The organism is Kribbella sp. NPDC049584 (genome assembly GCF_040675555.1).
Classification (GTDB): domain Bacteria; phylum Actinomycetota; class Actinomycetes; order Propionibacteriales; family Kribbellaceae; genus Kribbella.
In genome coordinates this window covers 188,999-209,322 of the sequence record NZ_JBFAPF010000014.1, presented here as the reverse complement: position 1 = coordinate 209,322, position 20,324 = coordinate 188,999, and the positions used below count along the sequence as shown (strand labels likewise).

General features: G+C 68.4%; 20 protein-coding genes. 7 read left to right on the top strand and 13 right to left on the bottom strand.

The genetic code is table 11. The features are described 5' to 3' along the window. A complete protein-coding gene (locus AB0J62_RS36575; RefSeq protein WP_363881434.1) occupies positions 1–846 on the bottom strand; it encodes an SAM-dependent methyltransferase in 846 nt (281 codons plus the stop codon). A 191-nt stretch (positions 847–1,037) separates the two neighbouring features. Here AB0J62_RS36575 and AB0J62_RS36570 point away from each other — a divergent pair, with 191 nt between their 5' ends. Further along, the gene (locus AB0J62_RS36570; RefSeq protein ID WP_363881432.1) at positions 1,038–2,387 is read left to right on the top strand and encodes an MFS transporter; all 1,350 of its coding nucleotides are present in this window, start codon (positions 1,038–1,040) and stop codon (positions 2,385–2,387) included. Here the strand turns inward: AB0J62_RS36570 and AB0J62_RS36565 are convergent. The 4 genes from AB0J62_RS36565 to AB0J62_RS36550 are packed head-to-tail and all read right to left on the bottom strand — an operon-like array spanning position 2,289 to position 6,590. Further along, positions 2,289–3,560 carry an ABC transporter permease gene (locus AB0J62_RS36565; protein ID WP_363881430.1) on the bottom strand — a complete coding sequence of 424 codons (1,272 nt, stop codon included), beginning with the start codon at positions 3,558–3,560 and terminating at the stop codon, positions 2,289–2,291. The two genes, AB0J62_RS36570 and AB0J62_RS36565, sit on opposite strands and share 99 nt — an antisense overlap. Then, the gene (locus tag AB0J62_RS36560; protein WP_363881428.1) at positions 3,554–4,246 is read right to left on the bottom strand and encodes an ABC transporter ATP-binding protein; all 693 of its coding nucleotides are present in this window, start codon (positions 4,244–4,246) and stop codon (positions 3,554–3,556) included. Before AB0J62_RS36560 ends, AB0J62_RS36565 begins: the two co-directional genes overlap by 7 nt. Continuing rightward, positions 4,243–5,535 carry a peptidoglycan-binding protein gene (locus AB0J62_RS36555; RefSeq protein ID WP_363881426.1) on the bottom strand — a complete coding sequence of 431 codons (1,293 nt, stop codon included), beginning with the start codon at positions 5,533–5,535 and terminating at the stop codon, positions 4,243–4,245. Before AB0J62_RS36555 ends, AB0J62_RS36560 begins: the two co-directional genes overlap by 4 nt. Then, entirely contained in the window at positions 5,532–6,590 is a 1,059-nt protein-coding gene (locus AB0J62_RS36550) for a hypothetical protein (RefSeq protein ID WP_363881424.1), read from the bottom strand. Before AB0J62_RS36550 ends, AB0J62_RS36555 begins: the two co-directional genes overlap by 4 nt. A 112-nt stretch (positions 6,591–6,702) precedes the next feature. Here AB0J62_RS36550 and AB0J62_RS36545 point away from each other — a divergent pair, with 112 nt between their 5' ends. The 5 genes from AB0J62_RS36545 to AB0J62_RS36525 are packed head-to-tail and all read left to right on the top strand — an operon-like array spanning position 6,703 to position 10,919. After that, on the top strand, positions 6,703–7,410 hold the full coding sequence (locus AB0J62_RS36545) for a response regulator transcription factor (RefSeq protein ID WP_134106487.1): 708 nt from the start codon (positions 6,703–6,705) through the stop codon (positions 7,408–7,410). Continuing rightward, positions 7,400–9,259: a HAMP domain-containing sensor histidine kinase gene (locus AB0J62_RS36540; RefSeq protein ID WP_363881421.1), complete on the top strand. Its 1,860-nt coding sequence runs from the start codon at positions 7,400–7,402 to the stop codon at positions 9,257–9,259. Before AB0J62_RS36545 ends, AB0J62_RS36540 begins: the two co-directional genes overlap by 11 nt. Then, on the top strand, positions 9,256–9,927 hold the full coding sequence (locus AB0J62_RS36535) for a hypothetical protein (RefSeq protein WP_363881419.1): 672 nt from the start codon (positions 9,256–9,258) through the stop codon (positions 9,925–9,927). Before AB0J62_RS36540 ends, AB0J62_RS36535 begins: the two co-directional genes overlap by 4 nt. 36 nt (positions 9,928–9,963) lie before the next feature. Then, entirely contained in the window at positions 9,964–10,365 is a 402-nt protein-coding gene (locus AB0J62_RS36530; protein WP_363881417.1) for an MmcQ/YjbR family DNA-binding protein, read from the top strand. A gap of 20 nt (positions 10,366–10,385) precedes the next feature. Beyond that, on the top strand, positions 10,386–10,919 hold the full coding sequence (locus AB0J62_RS36525) for a hypothetical protein (protein WP_363881415.1): 534 nt from the start codon (positions 10,386–10,388) through the stop codon (positions 10,917–10,919). Between the two features lie 12 nt (positions 10,920–10,931). On the opposite strand, the gene AB0J62_RS36520 is transcribed toward AB0J62_RS36525, so the two are convergent. Genes AB0J62_RS36520 through AB0J62_RS36495 form a run of 6 tightly spaced genes read right to left on the bottom strand, consistent with a single transcriptional unit; the run spans position 10,932 to position 16,371 of the window. After that, complete coding sequence (locus AB0J62_RS36520; RefSeq protein ID WP_363881413.1) at positions 10,932–11,879, bottom strand: LLM class F420-dependent oxidoreductase; 948 nt, start codon at positions 11,877–11,879, stop codon at positions 10,932–10,934. Then, positions 11,879–12,622 carry an SDR family oxidoreductase gene (locus AB0J62_RS36515; RefSeq protein ID WP_363881411.1) on the bottom strand — a complete coding sequence of 248 codons (744 nt, stop codon included), beginning with the start codon at positions 12,620–12,622 and terminating at the stop codon, positions 11,879–11,881. Before AB0J62_RS36515 ends, AB0J62_RS36520 begins: the two co-directional genes overlap by 1 nt. Positions 12,623–12,657: 35 nt before the next feature. After that, a complete protein-coding gene (locus AB0J62_RS36510; RefSeq protein ID WP_363881409.1) occupies positions 12,658–13,311 on the bottom strand; it encodes a histidine phosphatase family protein in 654 nt (217 codons plus the stop codon). Continuing rightward, positions 13,312–14,361 (bottom strand): phosphotransferase family protein, encoded by a 1,050-nt coding sequence (locus tag AB0J62_RS36505; RefSeq protein WP_363881407.1) that lies wholly within the window; start codon positions 14,359–14,361, stop codon positions 13,312–13,314. Beyond that, entirely contained in the window at positions 14,354–15,133 is a 780-nt protein-coding gene (locus tag AB0J62_RS36500; protein ID WP_363881405.1) for an SDR family oxidoreductase, read from the bottom strand. The genes AB0J62_RS36505 and AB0J62_RS36500 overlap by 8 nt, the downstream gene beginning before the upstream one ends. Beyond that, complete coding sequence (locus tag AB0J62_RS36495) at positions 15,130–16,371, bottom strand: acyl-CoA dehydrogenase family protein (protein ID WP_363881403.1); 1,242 nt, start codon at positions 16,369–16,371, stop codon at positions 15,130–15,132. The genes AB0J62_RS36500 and AB0J62_RS36495 overlap by 4 nt, the downstream gene beginning before the upstream one ends. Before the next feature lie 56 nt (positions 16,372–16,427). On the opposite strand from AB0J62_RS36495, the gene AB0J62_RS36490 reads away from it, so the two are divergent. Next, positions 16,428–17,015 carry a TetR/AcrR family transcriptional regulator gene (locus AB0J62_RS36490; protein ID WP_363881401.1) on the top strand — a complete coding sequence of 196 codons (588 nt, stop codon included), beginning with the start codon at positions 16,428–16,430 and terminating at the stop codon, positions 17,013–17,015. Between the two features lie 766 nt (positions 17,016–17,781). Here the strand turns inward: AB0J62_RS36490 and AB0J62_RS36485 are convergent. Continuing rightward, positions 17,782–19,236 (bottom strand): M81 family metallopeptidase, encoded by a 1,455-nt coding sequence (locus AB0J62_RS36485; RefSeq protein ID WP_363881399.1) that lies wholly within the window; start codon positions 19,234–19,236, stop codon positions 17,782–17,784. A 39-nt stretch (positions 19,237–19,275) separates the two neighbouring features. Further along, on the bottom strand, positions 19,276–20,301 hold the full coding sequence (locus AB0J62_RS36480) for a LacI family DNA-binding transcriptional regulator (protein ID WP_363881397.1): 1,026 nt from the start codon (positions 20,299–20,301) through the stop codon (positions 19,276–19,278). Positions 20,302–20,324 lie beyond the last annotated feature (23 nt).

The following is a 20,324-nucleotide window of genomic DNA, read 5'->3' as shown; positions in this document are numbered from 1 at the left end:
TCAGGGCTTGCGGCCGACTCCGACCCACAGGCTGCACATGATGTCGGTGAACTCGCCCTTGTCGACCAGACGCTGCGTCTCCTCGTCCGGATACCACCGGAACGGCGACACGACGCCCGGCTCGATCAGCTCGGTGCCCTCGAAGAAGCGGGTGACCTCTTCCTTCGAGCGGACCTGCGCGTCACCGCCGTCGGCCTTGTAGACCACCATCGCCCGCTCCCACAGCTCCGGCGCGAAGTCCGGGGTGCAGTGCGAGAAGATCAGCAGCGATCCCGAGGCGAGCGGCTCGACGAGCTGGCGAACCAGGTCGTACGGCTTCAGTGCGTCGGGCAGGTAGTGGAAGACGCCGACGATGCTGAGCGCGACCGGCTTGCTGAAGTCGATCAGCTCCTTGACCTCGTCGGACTGCAGGATCGCCTGCGGGTCCGTGACGTCGGCCTCGAGGTACGCCGTCTTGCCCGCCGGGTCGCTGACCAGCAAGGCCCGGGAGTGCGCGAGCACGATCGGGTCGTTGTCGGCGTAGACCACATGCGCGGACGGGATGATCTTCTGGACGACCTCGTGCAGGTTCGGCTCGGTCGGGATCCCGGTGCCGATGTCGAGGAACTGGGTGATGCCCTGTTCGGCGGCGTACTTCGCCGCGCGGTGCATCCACATCCGGTTCGACAGGGCGGCCGTGCGGAAGCCGGGGAACGCCTGGAGCAGGTGCTCGGCGGCCTGCCGGTCGATCGCGAAGTTGTCCTTCCCGCCCAGGAAGTAGTCGTACACCCGAGCGCCGTGCGGCCGGTCGAGCTTCAGCTGCTCGTACATCCGCGGGTCGACGTCGGCATCCTGCGATTCAGCCATGAAATTCCCATCCGCGCTGCGCCCAGAACTGAAGAGCCATCGTAACCGGTGCACAACGGACTGTGACACCGGCAGATCGACCCTATCGCTTCCGCGGTCTCCTGCCATCGGCTCCGGCGCGTCCGCCGACGGCCTTTACAGAGGATTGAATCGCGACTGTGCGAGCCATGTACTGCGGTTACAGTGCAGGCGTGCGGTTTCTCCGGGATTTGTGGACGTTGCTGCAGCGTCGCGATTTCCGGCGGCTGTTCGCGGTGCGGCTCACGTCGCAGTTCGGCGACGGTGTGTTCCAGGTGGCGCTGGCGTCGTACGTGTTGTTCTCGCCGGAGCGGGCGCCTGACGCGGCAGCGATTGCCGGTCTGTTCGCGGTCGCGCTGCTGCCGTACTCGATCCTCGGCCCGTTCACCGGCGTACTCCTCGATCGGTGGTCGCGCCGGCAGATCCTCTTCGCCGCCAACCTGACCCGTGCCGTGCTCGTCATCGGAGTCGGAGCGATCGTCGCGGCCGACAACGCCGGCGTGCTGTTCTACGTCGCCGTACTGCTCACCCTCGGCGTCAACCGCTTCCTCCTGTCCGGTTTGTCCGCGGGTCTCCCGCACGTCGTCGAACGCGACGAACTGGTGATGGCCAACGCAGTCACCCCGACCAGCGGTACGGCGTTCTTCCTGATCGGCGGCGGAGTCGGCGCCGGGGTGAAGCTGATCGTCGACTCGGATCTGACCGTCCTCGGGCTGACCGTCGTCATCTACACGGCCGCCGCGCTACTCGCCCTCCGGCTGCGCCGCGACCAACTCGGCCCGGACCTGAACGGCGACGAGCCGGGCATCGGAGAGGCGCTCCGGAGCATCGCGGCCGGTCTGATCGACGGCGCTCGGCACCTCAAAGCACGCCCACAGCCCGCGCTCGGCCTGGCAGCGATCGGCTCGCTCCGGTTCTTCTTCGGGCTGATGACGGTCGCGATGATCCTGCTGTACCGCAACTACTTCTACGGGCCCGGTCAGCTTGATCAAGCGTTCGGTGCGCTGGCGATCGCGACCGGTGCGGTCGGAGCCGGGCTGTTCGTCGCCGCGCTGGTCACGCCGTGGGGCACTCGCCTGATGGCGCTCCGGCAGTGGATCACCTGGCTGTTCGTGGGCGCGGCAGTCGTGAGCGCCGTACCGATCGGGTTGTACACAAAGCCGGCACTGGTGGCCGGTGGGTTCCTCACTGGTTTCTGCGCGCAGGGCATCAAGATCAGCGTCGACACCCTCGTACAGACGGGTGTCGACGATGTGTACCGCGGACGGGTGTTCTCGCTCTACGACATGATCTTCAACGTCGGGCAGGTCTCCGCGGCCGCACTCGGTGCGGCGATCCTGCCCGACAGCGGGAAGTCCTACGCCGTACTGGCGTTCATCGTGGTCGGCTTCGCCGTGACCGCCTTGGTGTACGGGCGGCTGAGCTCACGTGCCGCGCAGCGCGGTGATCGGCTGGATGGCGGAGGCCTTCCAGGCGGGATACGTGCCGGCGACCAGACCGATGAACGCACCCAGCAGGGGTGAACCGAACGCCAGCCGGTTGTCGAGGATCGGCGTCCAGTCCCGGATCCACGACACGCTCACGGTGAGGATCACGCCGACCGCCGTCCCGAGCAGGCCGCCGAGGAATCCGACGATCACGCTCTCGACCAGGAACTGAACGGCGATATGTCTTCGTGCCGCTCCCAACGCCCGTCGCAGGCCGATCTCCGAGATGCGTTCCAGGACCGACAGCAGCGTGACGTTCGCGATGCCGAGACCGCCGACCAGGAGCGCGACCGCGCCGAGCAGCAGGAACAGCGCGTTCAGGTCGGACTCGACCCCCTTCCGGACGGCGCCCTGCTTGGGCGGAGCGTCGACGCGCAAGGTGCTCGGGTTGTTCGGCTCGATCGCGATCGGCGCCTGCTCCGCGATCAGCTGCGCCGCGCCGACCGCCGTACGGATCTCGACCGCGTCCGGCGACTCGAGGTCGTAGGCGTTGCGGGCCGCGCCGTTCGGCATGATCACCGCGTCGTTGAGTTCGGCCCGGCCGCTGACCGAGTCGAGGATGCCGATCACCGTGTACGGCTCGTCGCCGATGAACACCGCGGGCTGCGAGTCGACCCGGTTGATCCCGAGCCGCTCCGCGGCATGCTTGCCGAGGACAACTACCTTGTCGGCGCGCTGGTCGTGGCCCTGGTCGAAGAACCGGCCGGTCTGGAGGGTCGCGCGTACGGCGTCCCACAGGCCTGCGGACCCGGCCATCACCTGAAGGGCCTTGCCGGCGCCGTTGTCCAAACCGGTCACGTTCTGGACCAGGTCGTCGCCGATCTCCAGGTTGCTGACGGTGCCGACCGCTTCGACGCCGTTCAGCCGTTTGATCCGGTCGGGCGCGTCCCAGGGCAACTGCGTCGCGGCTTCGCCTTCCTGTCGGTCCTTGTCGTCGGGTTGCACGACCACGCGAGTCGCCGCGGCCAGGTCGAACCGCTGCGTGATCTGCCCGGCAGCGGTCTGCCCCAGCCCGACCGTCCCCACCAACGCGGCAACACCGAGCACGGTGCCCAGCGTGGTGAGGATCAGCCGGGTCGGACGGGCGGCAACCCCGGCCAACGCCTCGTCGAGGAGATCTCGTACGGCGGGACGAGATCTCAGCCGCCGGCGTCGCCGGGAGGTGGACGGCCCGCCGGCGGGATCCGGGGGGCCTGCTTGGGTTACCACTGGAGGGTTCCGTCGACGATGCGGACCTGCCGCTGAGCCCGGCGGCTGACCTCGGCGTCGTGGGTGATGACAGCCAGCGTCATCCCTTCGGAATGCAGTTCGTCGAACACTTGCAGGATCGCCTCCGCGTTGACGCTGTCGAGGTTGCCGGTCGGTTCGTCCGCGAGCAGCAGGCTCGGTTCCGCGACCAGCGCCCGAGCGATCGCGACCCGTTGCCGCTCACCGCCGGAGAGCGTGGTCGGCGCGAACTCCATCCGGTGCGCGAGTCCCACCCGCTCCAAGGCGACCCTGGCGCGAGCCAGTCGTTCCCGGCGCGGCACCCCGACGTACACCATCGAGAGCGCGACGTTCTCCAGCACGGTCCGGTGGTCGAGCAGATGGAACGACTGGAACACGAACCCGATCCGCTCCCCGCGCAGTACGGCGCGACGCCGCTCGCGCAGGCTCATCGTGTCGACACCGTCGAGCCGGTAGACACCTCCCGTTGGGTTGTCCAGCAGTCCGAGCAGATGCAGCAGCGTCGACTTCCCCGACCCGGACGGGCCGACGATCGACAGGTACTCCCCCTGCCCGATGGTCAGATCGACCCCGTTGATCGCCCGTACTTCGGGTGGTCCCTCGAAGAACCGCCGTACGCCGATCATCTCGACAACCGGAGCTGGCAACGCAACAGCAGTCGCGGTCATTTGCCCACCACCACCTGATCGCCCTCGATCAACTTCGCGTCGCCCTTGGGCGTGACCTGCGCGAACCCGTCCGCGGACAGCCCGACGGTCACCGGCACCAACTCCACCTGACCGTTCCGCAGTACTTCGACCCGCGAGCCGCCGTCGGACCCGGACGACAACGCCGCCAGCGGTACGGCGAGAACCTTGCCGCTGGTGCTCTTCACCGGGATCGTCACCCGCACGTTCGCCTCCCGCAGCAGCGCCAACTGGCTCGCGGTCAACGTGTTCGGCGCGACCACGACGTCGTACGTGCTGCCGTTCTTCGCGACCCGGCGGACCTTCGCCGCGATCGCCGTACCGTCGAGATCGAGCGATGCGACCATGCCGGCCTTCAACCGCTGCGCCGTCTCGGCGTCGACCTTGAGCGTCACGACCAGGGACGAACCGCTGGCCGACATCACCACGCCGTTCACCGTGCCGCCACGCTCGACCTTCACGTCGTCGACGCGGCGCGGCAGCGTCTTCACGTAGACCACCTCGGACACCGGCAGCGGCGTACCCGCCTTGAACTTGGCCTCGCTCTCCGCATCCTCGGCGTCCGCGAGGTTCTCCTCCGCGTCGTCCACGGCACCCTGCTGCACCGACGTGTCCTTGGCCTTGGCCGCCTTCGCCGCCTTCAGCTGGGCCTGCGCCTGCCGGAGCTGGTTCTTCGCGGCGTCCACCTGCTTCTTCGCCTGGTCGACAGCCTGCGTCAATCGCTCCTCCGGCTCCGGGGCGTCGTACCCGGCGTCCTCGTACAGTTGCTCGACCGCGGCCGAGGTGTCGAGCGTGTACTCGTCATCGACCGTCCCCGGGTCGAACCCGAGCCGGTCGAGCGTCTGCTCCAGTTGCAGCACGTCCGGTCCCTTGCTCCCGGGCGAGAGCGTCCGATACATCGGCAGTACTCCGGCCAGCCCGATCACCGGCCGGCCGGTGATCTCGAGCAATGCCTTGCCCTCGGTGAGCGTCGACCCGACCGTCGGCACCTTTCCGGTCACGATCGCCGGCGTGGTGAGCCCGCTCGTCTCGACCCGGATGTTCACCGCGCCGTCGAACGAAGCATCACCGCGGCCCACCACCTTGCTCGACAGCACCTTCTTCGCGACCGGCACAGTGATCTGGGAGGCCTTCGGCGGCGCGGTCTTCGCGGCCGCGTCCTCCGGCGAGCTGATCCGGCTGCCCGCGGCCACGCCGACGCCGAGCGAGACGACGGCGACCCCGGCCACGCTGACGAGGACCCGGCGGCGGGACTTGGGCGAAGCGGTCACCGGTTCGCCATCTCGTCGCGGTACGCCTCGAGCTCGGCCTTGTGCTGGTCGACGAACTCCTTCTCGGCGGCGTACTGCACCTTCTTGTAGGCGTCGTCGTACCCCTTGGCCTTGCACTTCTGGTCCGCCACCGCGAGATCGATCTCGAACTTGCGGAGGTCGGTCAGCTTGGCCGCGTCGACCTTGTCGAACGACGGCGGACCGGTGATCGTCTTCGACGGACCGCCCTTCGGCGGCGGTGTGTTGCCGGTCAGCGCGTCCAGCTTCTGCTGGACCTTGGTGCGTGGGTCGTCGACCTTCGTGAACCCGGAGTGCCCGGCGTCGGCCATGCAGTCGGACCAGGCGCTGGTCGCGTCGACGACCCGCTGGTCGGATTCGATCCGCTTCTGCAGCGCTTGGATGTCCTTGAACAGGCTGTCGAACTTCTTGAAGTTGGCGGCCCGGTCCTCGCCCTTGCCGTACACCTGCTCGACCGCCTTGCCCCGGCAGCCCAGGTCCTGCTTGCCGCTGTCGGACGGGCCGCCGCCGCCCTGGATCACGACGGCGCCGCTCCCGGTCGCGTTCGGTCCGTTCAGCGCCTTGTCGTACGCCTTCTGCGCGGCCGGCGAGAGCGCGTTGCGGATCTTGGTGTTCGGGTTCGTGTCGTCGTCGCCGGCCTTCGACCAGTCGATCGTGCTGATGCCGTACCCGTACTGCTGGGCGAACTTGTCCGGCGGCAGGTTGAACGCGTCGGCGAACTTGCTCTTGGCGTTCTGCTCCGGCGGTACGGCGACGTAGTCGAAGCCGGCCGCCTTCATGCACGCGGCGGTCGCGTCCTCGACCTTGCGCTGCTTGGCCAGCTCCTCCTCGCTCGGCTGCTGCCCGCCGCCGGCGCGCATCGCGATCTTGAACCCGCCGCCCGACGAGCTCGTGAACCCGTCACCCATGTACTCCGCGAGCGGGCTCTTGTCGCTGTTCTGGTCATCGGACGCGACCGGCGCTTTGTCGTTCCCGCAGCCGGCCACCGCGAGGATGGCCAGCAGGGCCAGCGCGGATGCGGTTCGTGAGGTCTTCATGGCGATCGAGCGTGCCGTCGCGGCAGTGAAGAACCTGTGAAGGACCGGTATGCACCCGATGCTCTCAGCCGATCTTCATCGGATTCTCATCAACCTCAGGGACATTGTCGTTATGCCAGCGCGGATCCTGGTCGCCGAAGACGACCTGAAGCAGGCCGAGCTGATCCGGCGGTACCTCGAGCGGGAGGGGCATCTGACCGTCGTCGTGCACGACGGCCGGGCCGCGATCGACGAGGCCCGCCGGCGCAGCCCGGACCTGCTGGTGCTCGACGTGATGATGCCGAAGGTCGACGGCCTCGACGTCTGCCGGGTACTGCGTGCCGACGGCCCGGGCGATTCCGGGGTGCCGATCATCATGCTGACCGCCCGCTCCACGGAGGACGACCTGCTGCTCGGGCTCGACCTCGGCGCGGACGACTACCTGACCAAGCCGTACAACCCGCGCGAGCTCGTCGCCCGCGTGCGCACCGTGCTGCGGCGGACCCGCGTGCGCGCCGAGGGCGAGGTGTACCGCGTCGGCGAGCTCGAGATCGACCCGGGCCGGCACGAGGTCCGGCTGGCTGGGGAGCTGATCGACCTGACGCCTGCGGAGTTCAAGATCCTTGCCTGTCTCGCTGCATCGCCGGGGCGGGCGTTCTCACGGCAGCAGCTGCTCGAGCACGCGTTCGGGTTCGACCACTATGTGTTCGACCGGACCGTCGACGTACATGTGATGAATCTGCGGAAGAAGATCGAGCCGTCCGCCGTTCCGACGTACCTGAAGACCGTGTACGGCGTCGGGTACAAGCTGGCCGACAAGGTGGTCAGCCATGCGTCGTAGTGTGCTCGTCCGGTTCCTCGGGCTGTCGCTCGCAGTAGCGCTCGGTGCGGTGATCGCGACCGCGCTGATTGCGACGTACAGCACGTCGGAGAAGTTGCAGGGCGAGATCGACGCGAACACGGGGCAGCTCCAGGTCGACGGTGAGATCTACGGGCAGTTGTCGAAGTACGCCGCGGACCACCCGACCTGGTCGGGCGTGGACAAACTCGTGCACGAGCTGGGCGACAAGCTCGGCCGCCGGGTCGCGGTGACCGCCGACGACGGCTCGGTGATCGCGGACTCGGCCCGGATGCTCGGCGCCGCGCCCGCACTCCCTTCGGTGCCAGCGGCAACCATCGACGCGCGGGGTACGGGCGTGGGCAAGTTCGCGGGCGCGAATATCTACTCCACTCGTAAGACGATTGCCGCCGGCGAGGCCGGCAGCTTCGTCGCGACGGCCCTGATCTCACCGTACGGGGGCTACCCCGGCTGGGGCATGACCGCCGAGGAGAGCAAGCAGCGCGACCAGCTCGCCCGGCAGGCGGTGAACTGCTACAACGCCAAAGGCAAGGCGGCGAGCGTGGTCCGGGCGGGAAGCTCCGTCCCGCAGGTGATGATCGAGTCGAAGGAGTCGCTGGCCGGGGTTCAGGTGAAGTCGAGCGCCCTGACCAAGGACGACTGCACGCCGCCGGGGCTGAACGCGCCTAGTGCCAAGGCGAAGATCGTGAACGACGACGAGATCCGCCGGGCGACCGCATGCCTGGACTCGGCCGGGCTGAAGTACAACATCAACGATTTCGAGGGGCTGAAGGCAGTCGCGCCGAAGACCCAGAGCGATGTCGGAGACGCCTTCGACAACTGCGCGACCCAGGCGCGGGTGCAGGCGTTGACGCCGTACGTCGCGCCGCCGGCGAAGCTGTATCTCGGTGCGAAGAGCACGTTCAACGTGTTCTCCGGCGAGGGGCTCCTGCGTACTGCGGCGACCGCGCTCGGCGTACTGCTGATCGCGGCGCTGGTGATGATCTTCGCGGGACGGCGGCTGGTCCGGCCGATCGTTGCACTGACCGGTGCGGCGCAGCGGATGCGGAACGGGGATCACGCGGCCCGCGTACCGGTGAGCGGGAAGGACGAGGTGGCTCGGCTCGGGCATGCGTTCAACGACATGGCCGAGTCCATTCAGCGGCACGATTTCCAGCGGAAGGCGATGGTCAGCGATGTCGCGCATGAGCTGCGTACGCCGCTGGCCAACATCAAGGGCTATCTGGTCGCGTCCGAGGACGGCGTGGTGCCGCTCGACGGCGAACTCGTCACGTCGTTGCTGGAGGAGACCGAGCTGCTCGAGCATCTGGTCGCGGATCTCCAGGACCTGGCGCTGGCGGATGCCGGCATGCTCCGCCTGCATCCGGCTCCCCGCGACCTCACCGAACTCGCACAGCAGGTCGTCGCTGCCCACCGCCCGAGCGCCGACGCCGCGGATGTCACTGTCACGGCTGTTGGCGGACCCTCGCCCGCGAGGGTCGACAGCGCACGGATTCGTCAGGCGCTGGGCAACCTGGTCTCGAATGCCATCCGCTATACGCCGCCGGGCGGCAACGTGGTGGTCAGCGTACGACGGGTGGGCGACGGCTACGACTTGAGCGTCACCGACAACGGCAGCGGGATCGCGGAGGAGCACCTGCCGTATGTGTTCGACCGCTTCTATCGCGCGGAGCACTCGCGCAGTCGGAGCACGGGTGGAAGTGGGCTCGGCCTCGCCATCACCAAACACCTGGCCGAGGCGCACGGCGGCAAGATCACGGTCACCAGCCGCCTCGGATCCGGGTCCACCTTCACGATCTGGCTCCCCGCGGCTGCCACACTGTCCGGGTGACGCAGCCTCCGTACCCGTCCGGACCCCAGAACAGTGGCTGGCAGCAACAGCCCCCACCCGGCACCCCCGTCGGCCCCCCAGGACCGAACGGACCAACCGGACCGGCGTGGGACGGGCGGGGGTATGCGCCCGGGTTCGGTCCGCGTGCGCCGCGTCGGTCGCGGACGACCTTGTACGTGGTGATCGCGGCCGCCGGGATCATCGTGTTTCTCGGCGTCGTCGCGCTGCTGCTTCCCGGCCTGATGGGCGGTGACGACGACCAGGGCAGCGGCCCGACCGCGCCGTCCCCCGCGGCAGCTCGGCCGACCGACTCCCCGCAGCCGACCGCCCAACCATCGCAGACCCCCGGCGGCCCGCGCCTCACCGAGGCCACGACGCTCGCCACCAGATTCCTCGCGTACCTGAACGCAAACGACCAGAAGCACGCGACAGCACTCGCCTGCGCGGACAGCAAGAACCTGCTGGCCGGCCAGTTGATCGTCATGATCGACCCACCGACCAAGCTGGCGGTGAGCGGACCCGCCGCCGCGGTGAGCAGCTACTACCCGCGCATCTCGGTCCCGTTCTCCGGCACCACCAAGGGCGGCGTCCCGCTGGCGGGTACCGTCGACATCATGGATCAGCCGACCCGTCCGCTCTGCGTCCGTCTGACGTCGCTCGCGCACTGATCGGTCCTGCTCCGGATGGCGCCGAGGAAAGCCCGCGTGGCCGACGTACACGAGATCGCGTCGGGGATGCCGCATGTCACCAAGTGGGAGCGCGACGACGGCACGGATCGTCCCGTGTACCAGGTCGGCGGGAAGTCGTTCGTCTTCTTCCGTACGCCGCGACCGGACGCGGTCGATCCCGTGACCGGCGAGAAGTACGACGACGTGATCATGATCTGGGTCGAGTCCGAGGACGAGAAGCTCGCACTGGTCTCGGACGAGTCGACCCCGTTCTTCACGACACCGCACTTCGACGGCCACCCATCCGTCCTCGTTCGCGGCAGCGAACTGGGCGAGATCTCCAAGCAGGAGCTGACCGAGATCATCCAGGACGCCTGGCTCTCCAGAGCATCCAACCGCCGCGCGACGACGTGGCTCAAAGAACACCGCTTGAGCTGATCAGGCTTCACACTGAGTGGGTGAGCTCACCGCCCTCCGGACCGGACTACAGCTGGCAGTCGCAGCACAAGGACTACAAGTCGGCTCCCACCTACGGCCAGCCGCCGCGCCAGAGCCGCGCCGGTCTGATCATCGCGCTCATCGTCGTCTTCGCCCTGGTCGGCATCGGCGCCGCCGGCATCCTCGTCTACCGCCTCGTGTCGGATCACCTGAACACGACGTCCGGCACGGCGACGCCCGCGACTGAGGTCGCTCCCGCGGCAGCCGCGACGCAACGCGCCCGCCAGTTCGTCGCGCAGCTCAACGCGAACAAGTCCGCCGCGGCGGTCGCCCTGTCCTGCGAGGACTCGAGGCAGATGATTCCGAACCTCATCCAGGCCGTGACCGCGCCGCCCACGAGGCTCACCCTCGGCGCCCCGTATTACCAGGCCGACGTGATCGTGTTCCCCCTCACCGGCACCACCAAAGGATCCACCGTGACCGGCACCCTCGTCCTCCACCAAAGGGCGCCGGAAGGCCTGTGCGTGAGTGAATTCCAACTCACGGCACGCTGACGAACTGCTCGTCTACCGCGGAGCCAGAGCGCGCGCGGTGTCCAGCAAGTCGGTGCCGGTGGGGAGGGTGGCGATGATGGGGGTGTCGAGGCCGTTCTCGACGTACCGGTTGATGTGGGTGCGGCACTGTTCGGGCGTGCCGTGGACGATCAGATCGTCCAGGACCTCCACGGGTACGGCGGCCATCGCGGCGTTGCGGTCGCCTGCGGCCCACGCGTCGCGCATCGGTTTCATCGCTGTACCGCGGCCGAGCCAGTCGTGGAAGGCGGCGTACCCGGGCACCGTCAGATAGGTCGCGATCAGGAAGCGGCCGATGTTGCGCGCCATCTCCGCGTCCTCGGTGACGCAGACGAAGATCCGCGCGGCCAGCTCCTTGTCCGGCCCGAGCTCGGCGCGCACCTGCCGTACGTCGTCCGCCGACAACCAGTTCGTGATCGCCCCATCGGCCTCACGCGCCGCCAACCGCAGCATCTGCGGGCGCAACGCAGCCAGCATGATCGCCGGCGGCACGTCCGGCGCCTTCTCCAGCCGGAACCGGTTGATGGTGAAGCTGTCGAACGACCCGTCCACCCTCTCCCCCGCAAACGCCTGCCGCAGGAACCGCAGTACGTCGCGGGTCCGCGCGTACGGCGGGTCGTACGCGATCCCGTTCCACCCGGTCACGATGGTCTCCGACGACGCCCCGATCCCGAGCACGAACCGCCCCGGCGCGAGATCCGCCAACGCCGCCGCGCTCATCGCGAGCGCAGCCGGCCCCCGCGTGTGCACCGGCACGACCGCTGTCCCCAACCTCAACCGCTGATCCCACTCCGACGCCAACACGAGCGGCGTGAACGCGTCCGCCCCGGCCACCTCCGCCGACCACAGATCCGTGTACCCGAGCTCGAACAACTCGGAGATCAGCGACCGGTGGTCCCGCAGCGGAATCCCGGTCAGCGGAACGGTCAATCCCCAGCGCATCACAGCATCCTCTTCAGTACGGCGACCGGCGCGAACCGCATCACCTGAGCCAGCGGCCGCCACGGCCACGACGGTACGTACGCCTTCGGCTTCTCGGACTCGATCGCGGCCACCATCGCCCGCACGCCCGGCACGGTGTCGACGATCAGCGGCGTGTGCGCGACCCGCTCGTTCATCTCGGACCGGATGTACCCGGGGAAGATCATGCTCACCGTGATCGGCTGCCCGAGCAGCTCGATCCGCAACCCCTCGGCGAGCGAGGCGATGCCCGCCTTGGTCGCGGCGTACGTCGTCACCGTCTTCGGCAGCCCGCGCAGTCCGGAGATCGACGAGATGAAGACCAGATGCCCCGCGTTCCCGGCGCGGAACAGCTCCATTGCCGCCTCCGCCTGGGCGAGCGCGCCGACGAAGTTGGTCAGCGCGGTCTCCCGATTCGCATCGAACCGGCCGGTGCCGAGCGGCGCGCCCTTGCCGAGACCGGCGTTCACGATGATCCGGTCCAGCGGCAGCTCGGCGTCGATCGCGCGGAACACCCTGAACACCTGGTCGTGATCGTTCACATCCAGACTGTGGATAACCACCTGAAGCTGTGGATAACGCTCGGCCAGCTCAGACTGCAGCGCCTCCAGCCGGTCGGTTCGGCGAGCCGTCAGGGCCAGATTATGGCCCTTCGCGGCGAACTGCCGCGCCATCTCCGCACCGAGCCCGGAACTGGCGCCGGTGATCAGGATGTTCCGTCTCATCGCTGTTCCCAACTCTCTGGTCCCAACTGGCTGGCCTATCTGTACGAGAGCATCTCGGTGCCGACGTGGACATGCTCGTTGTAGCTCACCACAGTCAGCCCACTGCGTCCGGACACCACCTTCGTGATCGCGGTGTTGATCGTCACCGGGTTCAGCTTCGCCCACAGGCCGTCGCCGCCGGACAGCAGCCGGCTCACCACCGCCGCGATCGGCCCGCCGGACGTGAAGACGAGCGCCGTTCCACCCTTCCCGAGCCGCTCGGCCGTCCGTCGTACCGCTGCCTCGGACCGCTCGCAGAACGCCTCGAATGTCTCGGTGTAGCCGTCGCCACCGTCGATCCACCGCTGCGTGGCCGAGCTGAACATGTCCTGGAACGCCCGCTGCGGATTACCGGTCCGGGCCAGATCGGCAAGCATCACCGGTCGCACGCGGTACGCCGGTTTGTGCGCGATGATCACCTGCTCGTGGTCGAACTCGTCGTACCCCTTGTCGACCTCAGGCGTGAATCCGGCGAGCGTCGCGGTCTGCTCGTGCCTGCGCATCGAACCGGACACCACCACGTCGGGCTTCACGTCCGACAACGTCTCACCGAGCCGCCGCGCCTGCTGCTCGCCGAGCGATGACAGCTTGTCGTAGTCGCGGGCGCCGAACGACGCCTGCGCGTGCCGGATCAGGTAGATGACCGCCATCTAGGCCTGCCGGATGATGCGGCGGCAGCGGCGCTCGAGCAGGTTGACCGGAAGCCAGAAGTTCTTGAAGCGCGGATTCCTGGTCTGCTTGTGGTGGTAGCGGTAGTAGATCTGCTGCGCGATCACCGCGAGCCGGAACAGCCCGAACACCTCGTAGAACGCCCAGTTGTCCGCCACAAGCCCGGACCGCTTCGCGTAGTACTCCACGATCTCGTCGCGTGTCAGCATCCCCGGCACATCGGACGGCTGCAGCCTGAACCGGCGGAACGCCCAGTCGTCATCGGCCTGCACCCAGTACGCGAGCGCGCTGCCGAGGTCCATCAACGGATCGCCGAGCGTGGCCAGCTCCCAGTCGAGTACGCCGACGACGTGCAGCGGGTCGTCCGGAGTGAGGACGACGTTGTCGAGACGGAAGTCGTTGTGGATAACGCACGTCCGTACGTCGGCCGGCTGGTTCGCCGCGAGCCAGGCCATCACGCGTTCGTAGCTCGGTACGTTCCAGGTCTTCGCCTTGCGGTACCGGTCGGACCAGCCGGCGACCTGGCGCTCGACGTACCCGGCACCGCGCCCGAGATCGGACAGACCCGCCGCTGCAGGGTCGACGGCGTGCAGCTCGGCGAGCGTGTCGATCAACGTGAACCCGAGCTGCCGGGTCTGCTCGGGCGTCAGGTCGACGCCGAGCTTGTGGTGACCGGGGATCGTGCCGGCGACTCGCTCCATCACGTAGAACTCGGAGCCGATCACCGAGTCGTCGTTGCAGTGGGCAACCATCTCGGGGACGTACCGGAACACCGGCTTGAGGCCCGCCTGGATCCGGTACTCGCGGCCCATGTCGTGCGCACTCTTCGCCTTCGTCCCCGCCGGCGGACGGCGAAGGATCAGGTCGTGGCCCGGATAACTCAGCAAATAGGTGAGGTTGGACGCGCCGCCGGTGAACTGCTTGACCTCAGGCAGACCGTCCGGCACCTCCGTCCGCTGCCGCAACCACGCGTCGACGGCGGGCACGTCGAACGCGTCCTCGTCCCGGACCGCCCGCGCGGCATCACCCATTCGTCGTCTCGGCCCGCTGCCGGGCGCGCTCCGCGATCTTGCGCATCTGCCGGTTGTACAGCGGCCGCGCGAAACGCTTCGTACGCCAGGCCATCGCGGCCGGCCGGTCCGGGATGATCAGGAACTGCTTCTTCTTGATCCCCGCGAGTACGGCGGCCGCGATGTCGTCGGCGGACCGCGGCGACTTCTCGATCAACTGCCGTGCCGTCGCGCCCATCGCGCTGTCCGCGCCACGGATCGAATCGGCGAGATTCGTCCGGAAGAACGACGGGCACACGACGGACACGGTCACGCCGTACGGATAGAGCTCGTGCGACAACGTCTCCGACAGCGCGACCACGCCGGCCTTGACCGTGTTGTACGAGCTCATCATTGGCGGGTGGACCAGCCCGGCCGCGGACGCGGTGTTCACGATGTGACCGGAACGCTGCCTTTTGAACAGCGGGGCGAACGCGCGGCAGCCGCGCACCACGCCCATCAGGTTGATGTCGACGACCCGATCCCACTCGTCCAGCGTCTCGACATCGATCCGCCCGCCGGTCGCGATCCCGGCGTTGTTCACGAGGATGTCCAGGCCGCCCCAGTTCTGCTCGCACCACGCGACCGCGGCATCCCAGTCCTCGGCCCGGCGTACGTCCAGCTTCAGGTACGCCGTGCCCTCGCCGTCCTCGGTCACATCCGTCGACAGGACTTGGTGGCCTTCGGCAACAAACTTGGCGACCAGCGCCGCACCCAGCCCGCTGGCGGCGCCGGTGACGAGAACTCGGCTCACTTGGCCTCCTGAGCAGCAGACAGGTACGACGCGAGCTCGATCCTCGCGATCACCCCACGATGCACCTCGTCGGGCCCGTCGGCCAGTCGCAACGCGCGCGCACTCGTCCACGCGGCCGCGAGCGGGAAGTCGTCGGACAGCCCACCACCGCCGTGCAGCTGCATCGCCATGTCGATCACGTCCTGCGCCATCCGCGGTACGGCGACCTTGATCTGGCTCACCTCGCTCAACGCACCCGCGAGCCCTTCGGTGTCCAGCAGGTACGCCGTTTGCAGCACGAGCAGCCGTGCCTGGTTGATCGCGATCCGCGCATCGGCGATCCGCTCGCGGTTGCCGCCGAGGTTCACGAGCGGCTTGCCGAACGCAGTACGACTGGTGCCACGCTGCAGCGCCAGCTCGAGTGCCTTCTCCGCAAGGCCGATCAGCCGCATGCAGTGGTGGACACGCCCCGGACCGAGGCGGCCCTGTGCGATCTCGAACGCTCGGCCCGGTCCCATCAGGATGTTCGACGCCGGAACGCGCACGTTGGTGAACGAGACCTCGCCGTGGCCGTGCGGTTCGTCGTACCTGTGCATCGCCGGCAGCAGGCGCTCGACCTTCACGCCCGGGGCGTCGCGCGGGACGAGCACCATCGTGTGGCGTGCGTACCGGTGGGCGTCCGGGTCGGTCAGGCCCATGAAGATGAGGAGCTGGCAATCCGGGTGGCCGACGCCCGTGCTCCACCACTTGCGTCCGTTGATCACGACCTCGTCGCCGTCGATGACGGCGGTCGCCTCCATGTTGGTGGCGTCGGAGGAGGCGACGTCCGGCTCGGTCATGCAGAACGCGGACCGGATCGTGCCGTCGAGCAACGGCTCCAGCCACTGCTTCTTCTGCTCGTCCGTGCCGTAGCGGAGCAGGACCTCCATGTTGCCGGTGTCCGGCGCGTTGCAGTTGAAGATGTACGGCGCGATGAACGACCGGCCGGTGAGCTCGGCGATCGGGGCGTAGTCGAGGTTGCTGAGGCCGTCGCCGTACTGCTCGTTGCCTGGTTCGGCGGGTGGCAGGAACAGGTTCCACAGGCCGGCCTCGCGCGCCTTCGCCTGCAGGTCCTTGATCATCGGTTGCGGCTGCCACGGGTCACCGGCGGTACGGATCGCGGTGTGCAGCTCCGCCTCGACCGGCTCGATCTCGCTGCGCAGGAAGGCATCTACCCGCGCGACAAGATCCTGAGCCCGGGCCGAAGGTTCGAACCCCATCAAGACTCCCTTCCTCGCCTTGACCGTAGCTCAGCTTCTAAGCAATGCTCAATAGCATGGATCACCGACTGTCGGCGGAGGACCGCAAGAAGCAACTGGTCAAGATCGGCCTGATGATGCTGCGGACCAAACCGATCCACGAACTGTCGATCGATGCCATCGCCGGCCAGGCCGGGATCTCCCGCGGCCTGCTGTTCCACTACTTCCCGAGCAAACGCGACTACTACGTAGCCGTCATCTCCGCCGCCGGCCGCCGCCTCCTCCGCGTCACCAAGCCCGATGAGTCCCTCCCGCCCGAGGAGCAACTGCGCGAGATGCTCACGCAGTTCGTCGCATTCATCGAGCGCCGTCGTACTGCGTACATCTCATTCGTCCGGGGCGCCGCCGGCGGAGACGACTTCGCAGTCAAGGTGTACGACGAGACCCGCGCCGGCCTGACGAAGCGCGTCCTGACCTACATCGGCACGCCCGAAGTGGCAGATGAGCCCAAGTCGCCGGACTACTTGCGGATCCACGCGTGGCTCTCCTACGCGGAGGACCTGGCCATCGAGTGGTCGGGCCTGCGCGAGGAAGACCGCCCCTACACCGCGGACTACCTGATCGACCACGCCATCGAAGCTCTCCACACCCTCCGCAAGCTGTAATCCCCGCGCGCAGCAGACCCCCCGCGCGCTACGCAGCCGCTTTCTTCGTCGCTCCGCTCCTCAGCGCGTCCACTCCGCACGCTCCCACCCACCCCCCGGCTGCCGCCGGTGCATCCCTTCCGGCTACCGCCGGACCTGGCGAGCTGCCGGTCGCGAGCGACTACGGGCTTATCGCCAGGTGCCCCAGCTTGACCCAGAGAGCGCGCTGATCCCGAACCCGCTGCTCCACGCAGGTATCCCGGAGCCGGTCTCCGCCTTGGCCCTCAGCACACCCTCACCACTGGCCTCCTCCTCGTGAACGGCGCGGTCGTGGATCACGACGGACTGCTCACCGCCGACCGAGCCGACCTCACTGGCGAGGTCCCTCGCATGCAGTCCGAGCTTCTAGCCTGGGCGGCAACAGTCCCTGGGGACTGGCGATAGGCAATGGCTTATCGCCAGTCCCCAGCGGCTGTCCACAGATGGGCAAATCACGCGCGGCGGGGAGCTGCGACGCGAGCATGAGATTGGAAGTGTTCGCGGCAGAACGGGGCGGCTGGTTCAGCGGCAGACTCGAGCCGGAGGTCTGGCGAGGAGCCGGACGGCCCGGGGCAGGCCAGCGCCCCGGCGATTAGCCCGTAGTCAATCGCGAGCGGTAGCCGCCACGTCCGGCGATAGCCGGAAGGGGTGCACCGGCGGTAGCCGGGGGGTGGGTGGGGCGCGCGAAGCAGGCGCGGTGAGGAACGGAGTGACGAACGGAGCGCCTGCGTAGTGCGCGGGGTTTCTTCTACGGGAGAAGCTCGGGGGTTAGGTCGGGGGTGGGCATGTTGGGGTCGAAGGGGAAGAGGGGGCGGAGGACGCCGTGGTGGCCCAGGCGGAGGAGGTCTTGATCGACGCCGCCGGGGGTTAAGGCTAGGAGCCAGTCGGCGGCGAGGTTGTAGAGCTCGGGCTCCAGGTACCCGATCTTGACGATGACCAGGTCCGTCGCGGAGGGGTCGAGACCCAGCAGCGTGAAGTCGGCGATGTGGTGGTACGGCTTGCGGCGGGTGGTGAGGATGGAGTGGAGGCCGCCGACCTTGACCACGGCGACCGTCCCGCCGACCGGGTCCTCGGACAGGGAGAAGACGGTGCCGGACATCGGGACCGGGCCGGCAGGGATGTTGTCGACCTTGCCGCCGGCGGTGACCTGCACGTCGTTGCCGACGCCGGCCGCGACGCAGGCGGCGACGGCTTCGGGGTCGGTGATGCTGGCGTGGATCGCGGTCGCCTTGCCGGAGGTCAGGTCCTCCATGGCGAGCAGTTGGCCGAGTGTCCACGAGGTGTCGCCCGCGCCGCCGGCGGTCGGGTTGTCGCCGGAGTCGCTGATCAGGAACGGCCGCGCCGTGCTCGCCAGGCCAGCGGCCACGCACTCCTCCAACGTCCCGGTCGGAGCAACAAACTCGAAGCCATCGCGGGCATCCCAGTACGCCTGCGCCAACTCAGCAGCGCGCGCAGTGATCACCGAAGAGTCATCACCAGTCACAACCACGGCAGCCCGGCACCGCGGCTCGTCGGCCCACGCGTACCCGACCCACACGGCCGCATCCAGCACCCCGGGCTCGTCCGCGATCTCGCCGACCCGGTGATAGATCGACTTGGCCGGCTCGAGTCGGGTCGACGTCTTCTCGCCGGGCAGCAGCACCGGCACCTGGACCCACGCCTTGCCCGGCTTGCCCAGCCCGGAGCGGAGCCGCTCGACGAGGTTGCGCAGGGCGCGCTCGCGGCTCTCCATCGCGTCCTCGTGCGGCGCCATCCGGTAGCAGGTGATGAGATCCACCGCCGTACCGAGCTCGCGCGACACGTTCCCGTGCAGGTCCATCGAAGCCGACATGAGTACGTCGGGACCGATCACGGCCCGGATCCGGGTGGCGAGATCCGCCTCGGCGTCCTGCCGTCCGACGACGCTCATCGCGCCGTGGATGTCGAAGAAGAACCCGTCCAGCTGGCCCGCCCCTTCAAGCCGGGTGATGATCTCCGCGGACAGGTCGTCGTACACCTCCGGCAGTACGGCGCCGCCCGGCAGCGAGCGCGCGTGCAGCAGCGGGACCCAGTCGATTCCCTGCGCCCAGTCCTTCCCGAGGAACTCGTACCGCTCCATCAGGTGGTCACCGCGCCGTACGTCGAAATCGGACAGACCGGCCCGATGCGGCGAGAACGTACTGGACTCGATAGCGATCCCGGCAATGCCGATCCGAAGGTTCATGTCTAAAACCTGCCACAACCGAGCCGTTTCGCGCACTGCCTACCCTGCGATTGTGGACGCCGGACCCGTGCTCCCCCGCACGATCAACTCGGTCGCGAGCTCGACATGCAGCGCCTCCACCTCATGACGGTCCAAGAGGCGGGTCAGCAGGCTGACTGCCATCCGGCCCATTTCCTGCAGCGGCTGACGGACCGTGGTGAGTTGGGGCGTGGTCGCGCGGCTGAGGTCGAGGTCGTCGAAGCCCGCGATGGAGAGGTCGCCCGGGACGGACAGACCGCGTTCGGTGGCGGCCTGGAGCGCGCCGATCGCGGCCTTGTCGTTGAACGCGACCAGGGCGGTCGGGCGCGGCTCGAGGTCGAGCAGTGAGACGGCGGCCCGATAGCCGTGCACAGTGGTCGGTTGGTCGTGGCGGACCAGCGACGGGTCGGGAAGGATGCCGGCGTCGGCGAGCGCGGCGGCGTGACCACTCAGGCGGGCGTCGGCGGCCAGCCATTCGCGTGGCCCGGCGATGACGCCGATGCGGGTGTGGCCCAACGCGGTCAGATGGGCAGTGAGCTGGCGGGCGCCGGAGTGGTGAGCCGCCGAGACCGACGGGATGTCGCGGGGCAGCGCGGTCCGTGGATCGACCACGACGAACGGGAAGCGCCGCGAGCTCAGCCGCACCAGGTCGTCGCTCGACTCCGGCGGAAGAATGAGTACGGCGCCACCGACGTCCCGCCGGGACGCCAAACCACGCAGTACCGGATCGTCCTGCGTCGCCTCACCGGCGTTGAGGATCACCTGTCGACCGTGCCGGTCGAGGGCCTCGGCGATCGACGAGACGATCAGGCCGAAGTAGTCGGTCAGCACGTACGGGCAGCGAACGTAGACGGCACCCTCGACCGGCTTCGGCGTACCGCCCCGGGGCACGGGCGCGGGCAGCCCGAGCTCCTCGATCGCCTGCTCCACCAGCCGTCGAGTCTCCGGCGCGATGCCGCCGACCTGATTGACCACACGGGACACGGTCGCGAGTGACACCCCGGCCGCGGCCGCGACGTCGCGCATCGTCGCTCTAGCGCGCGGCATTTGTTACATCGCTTTGTTTCACG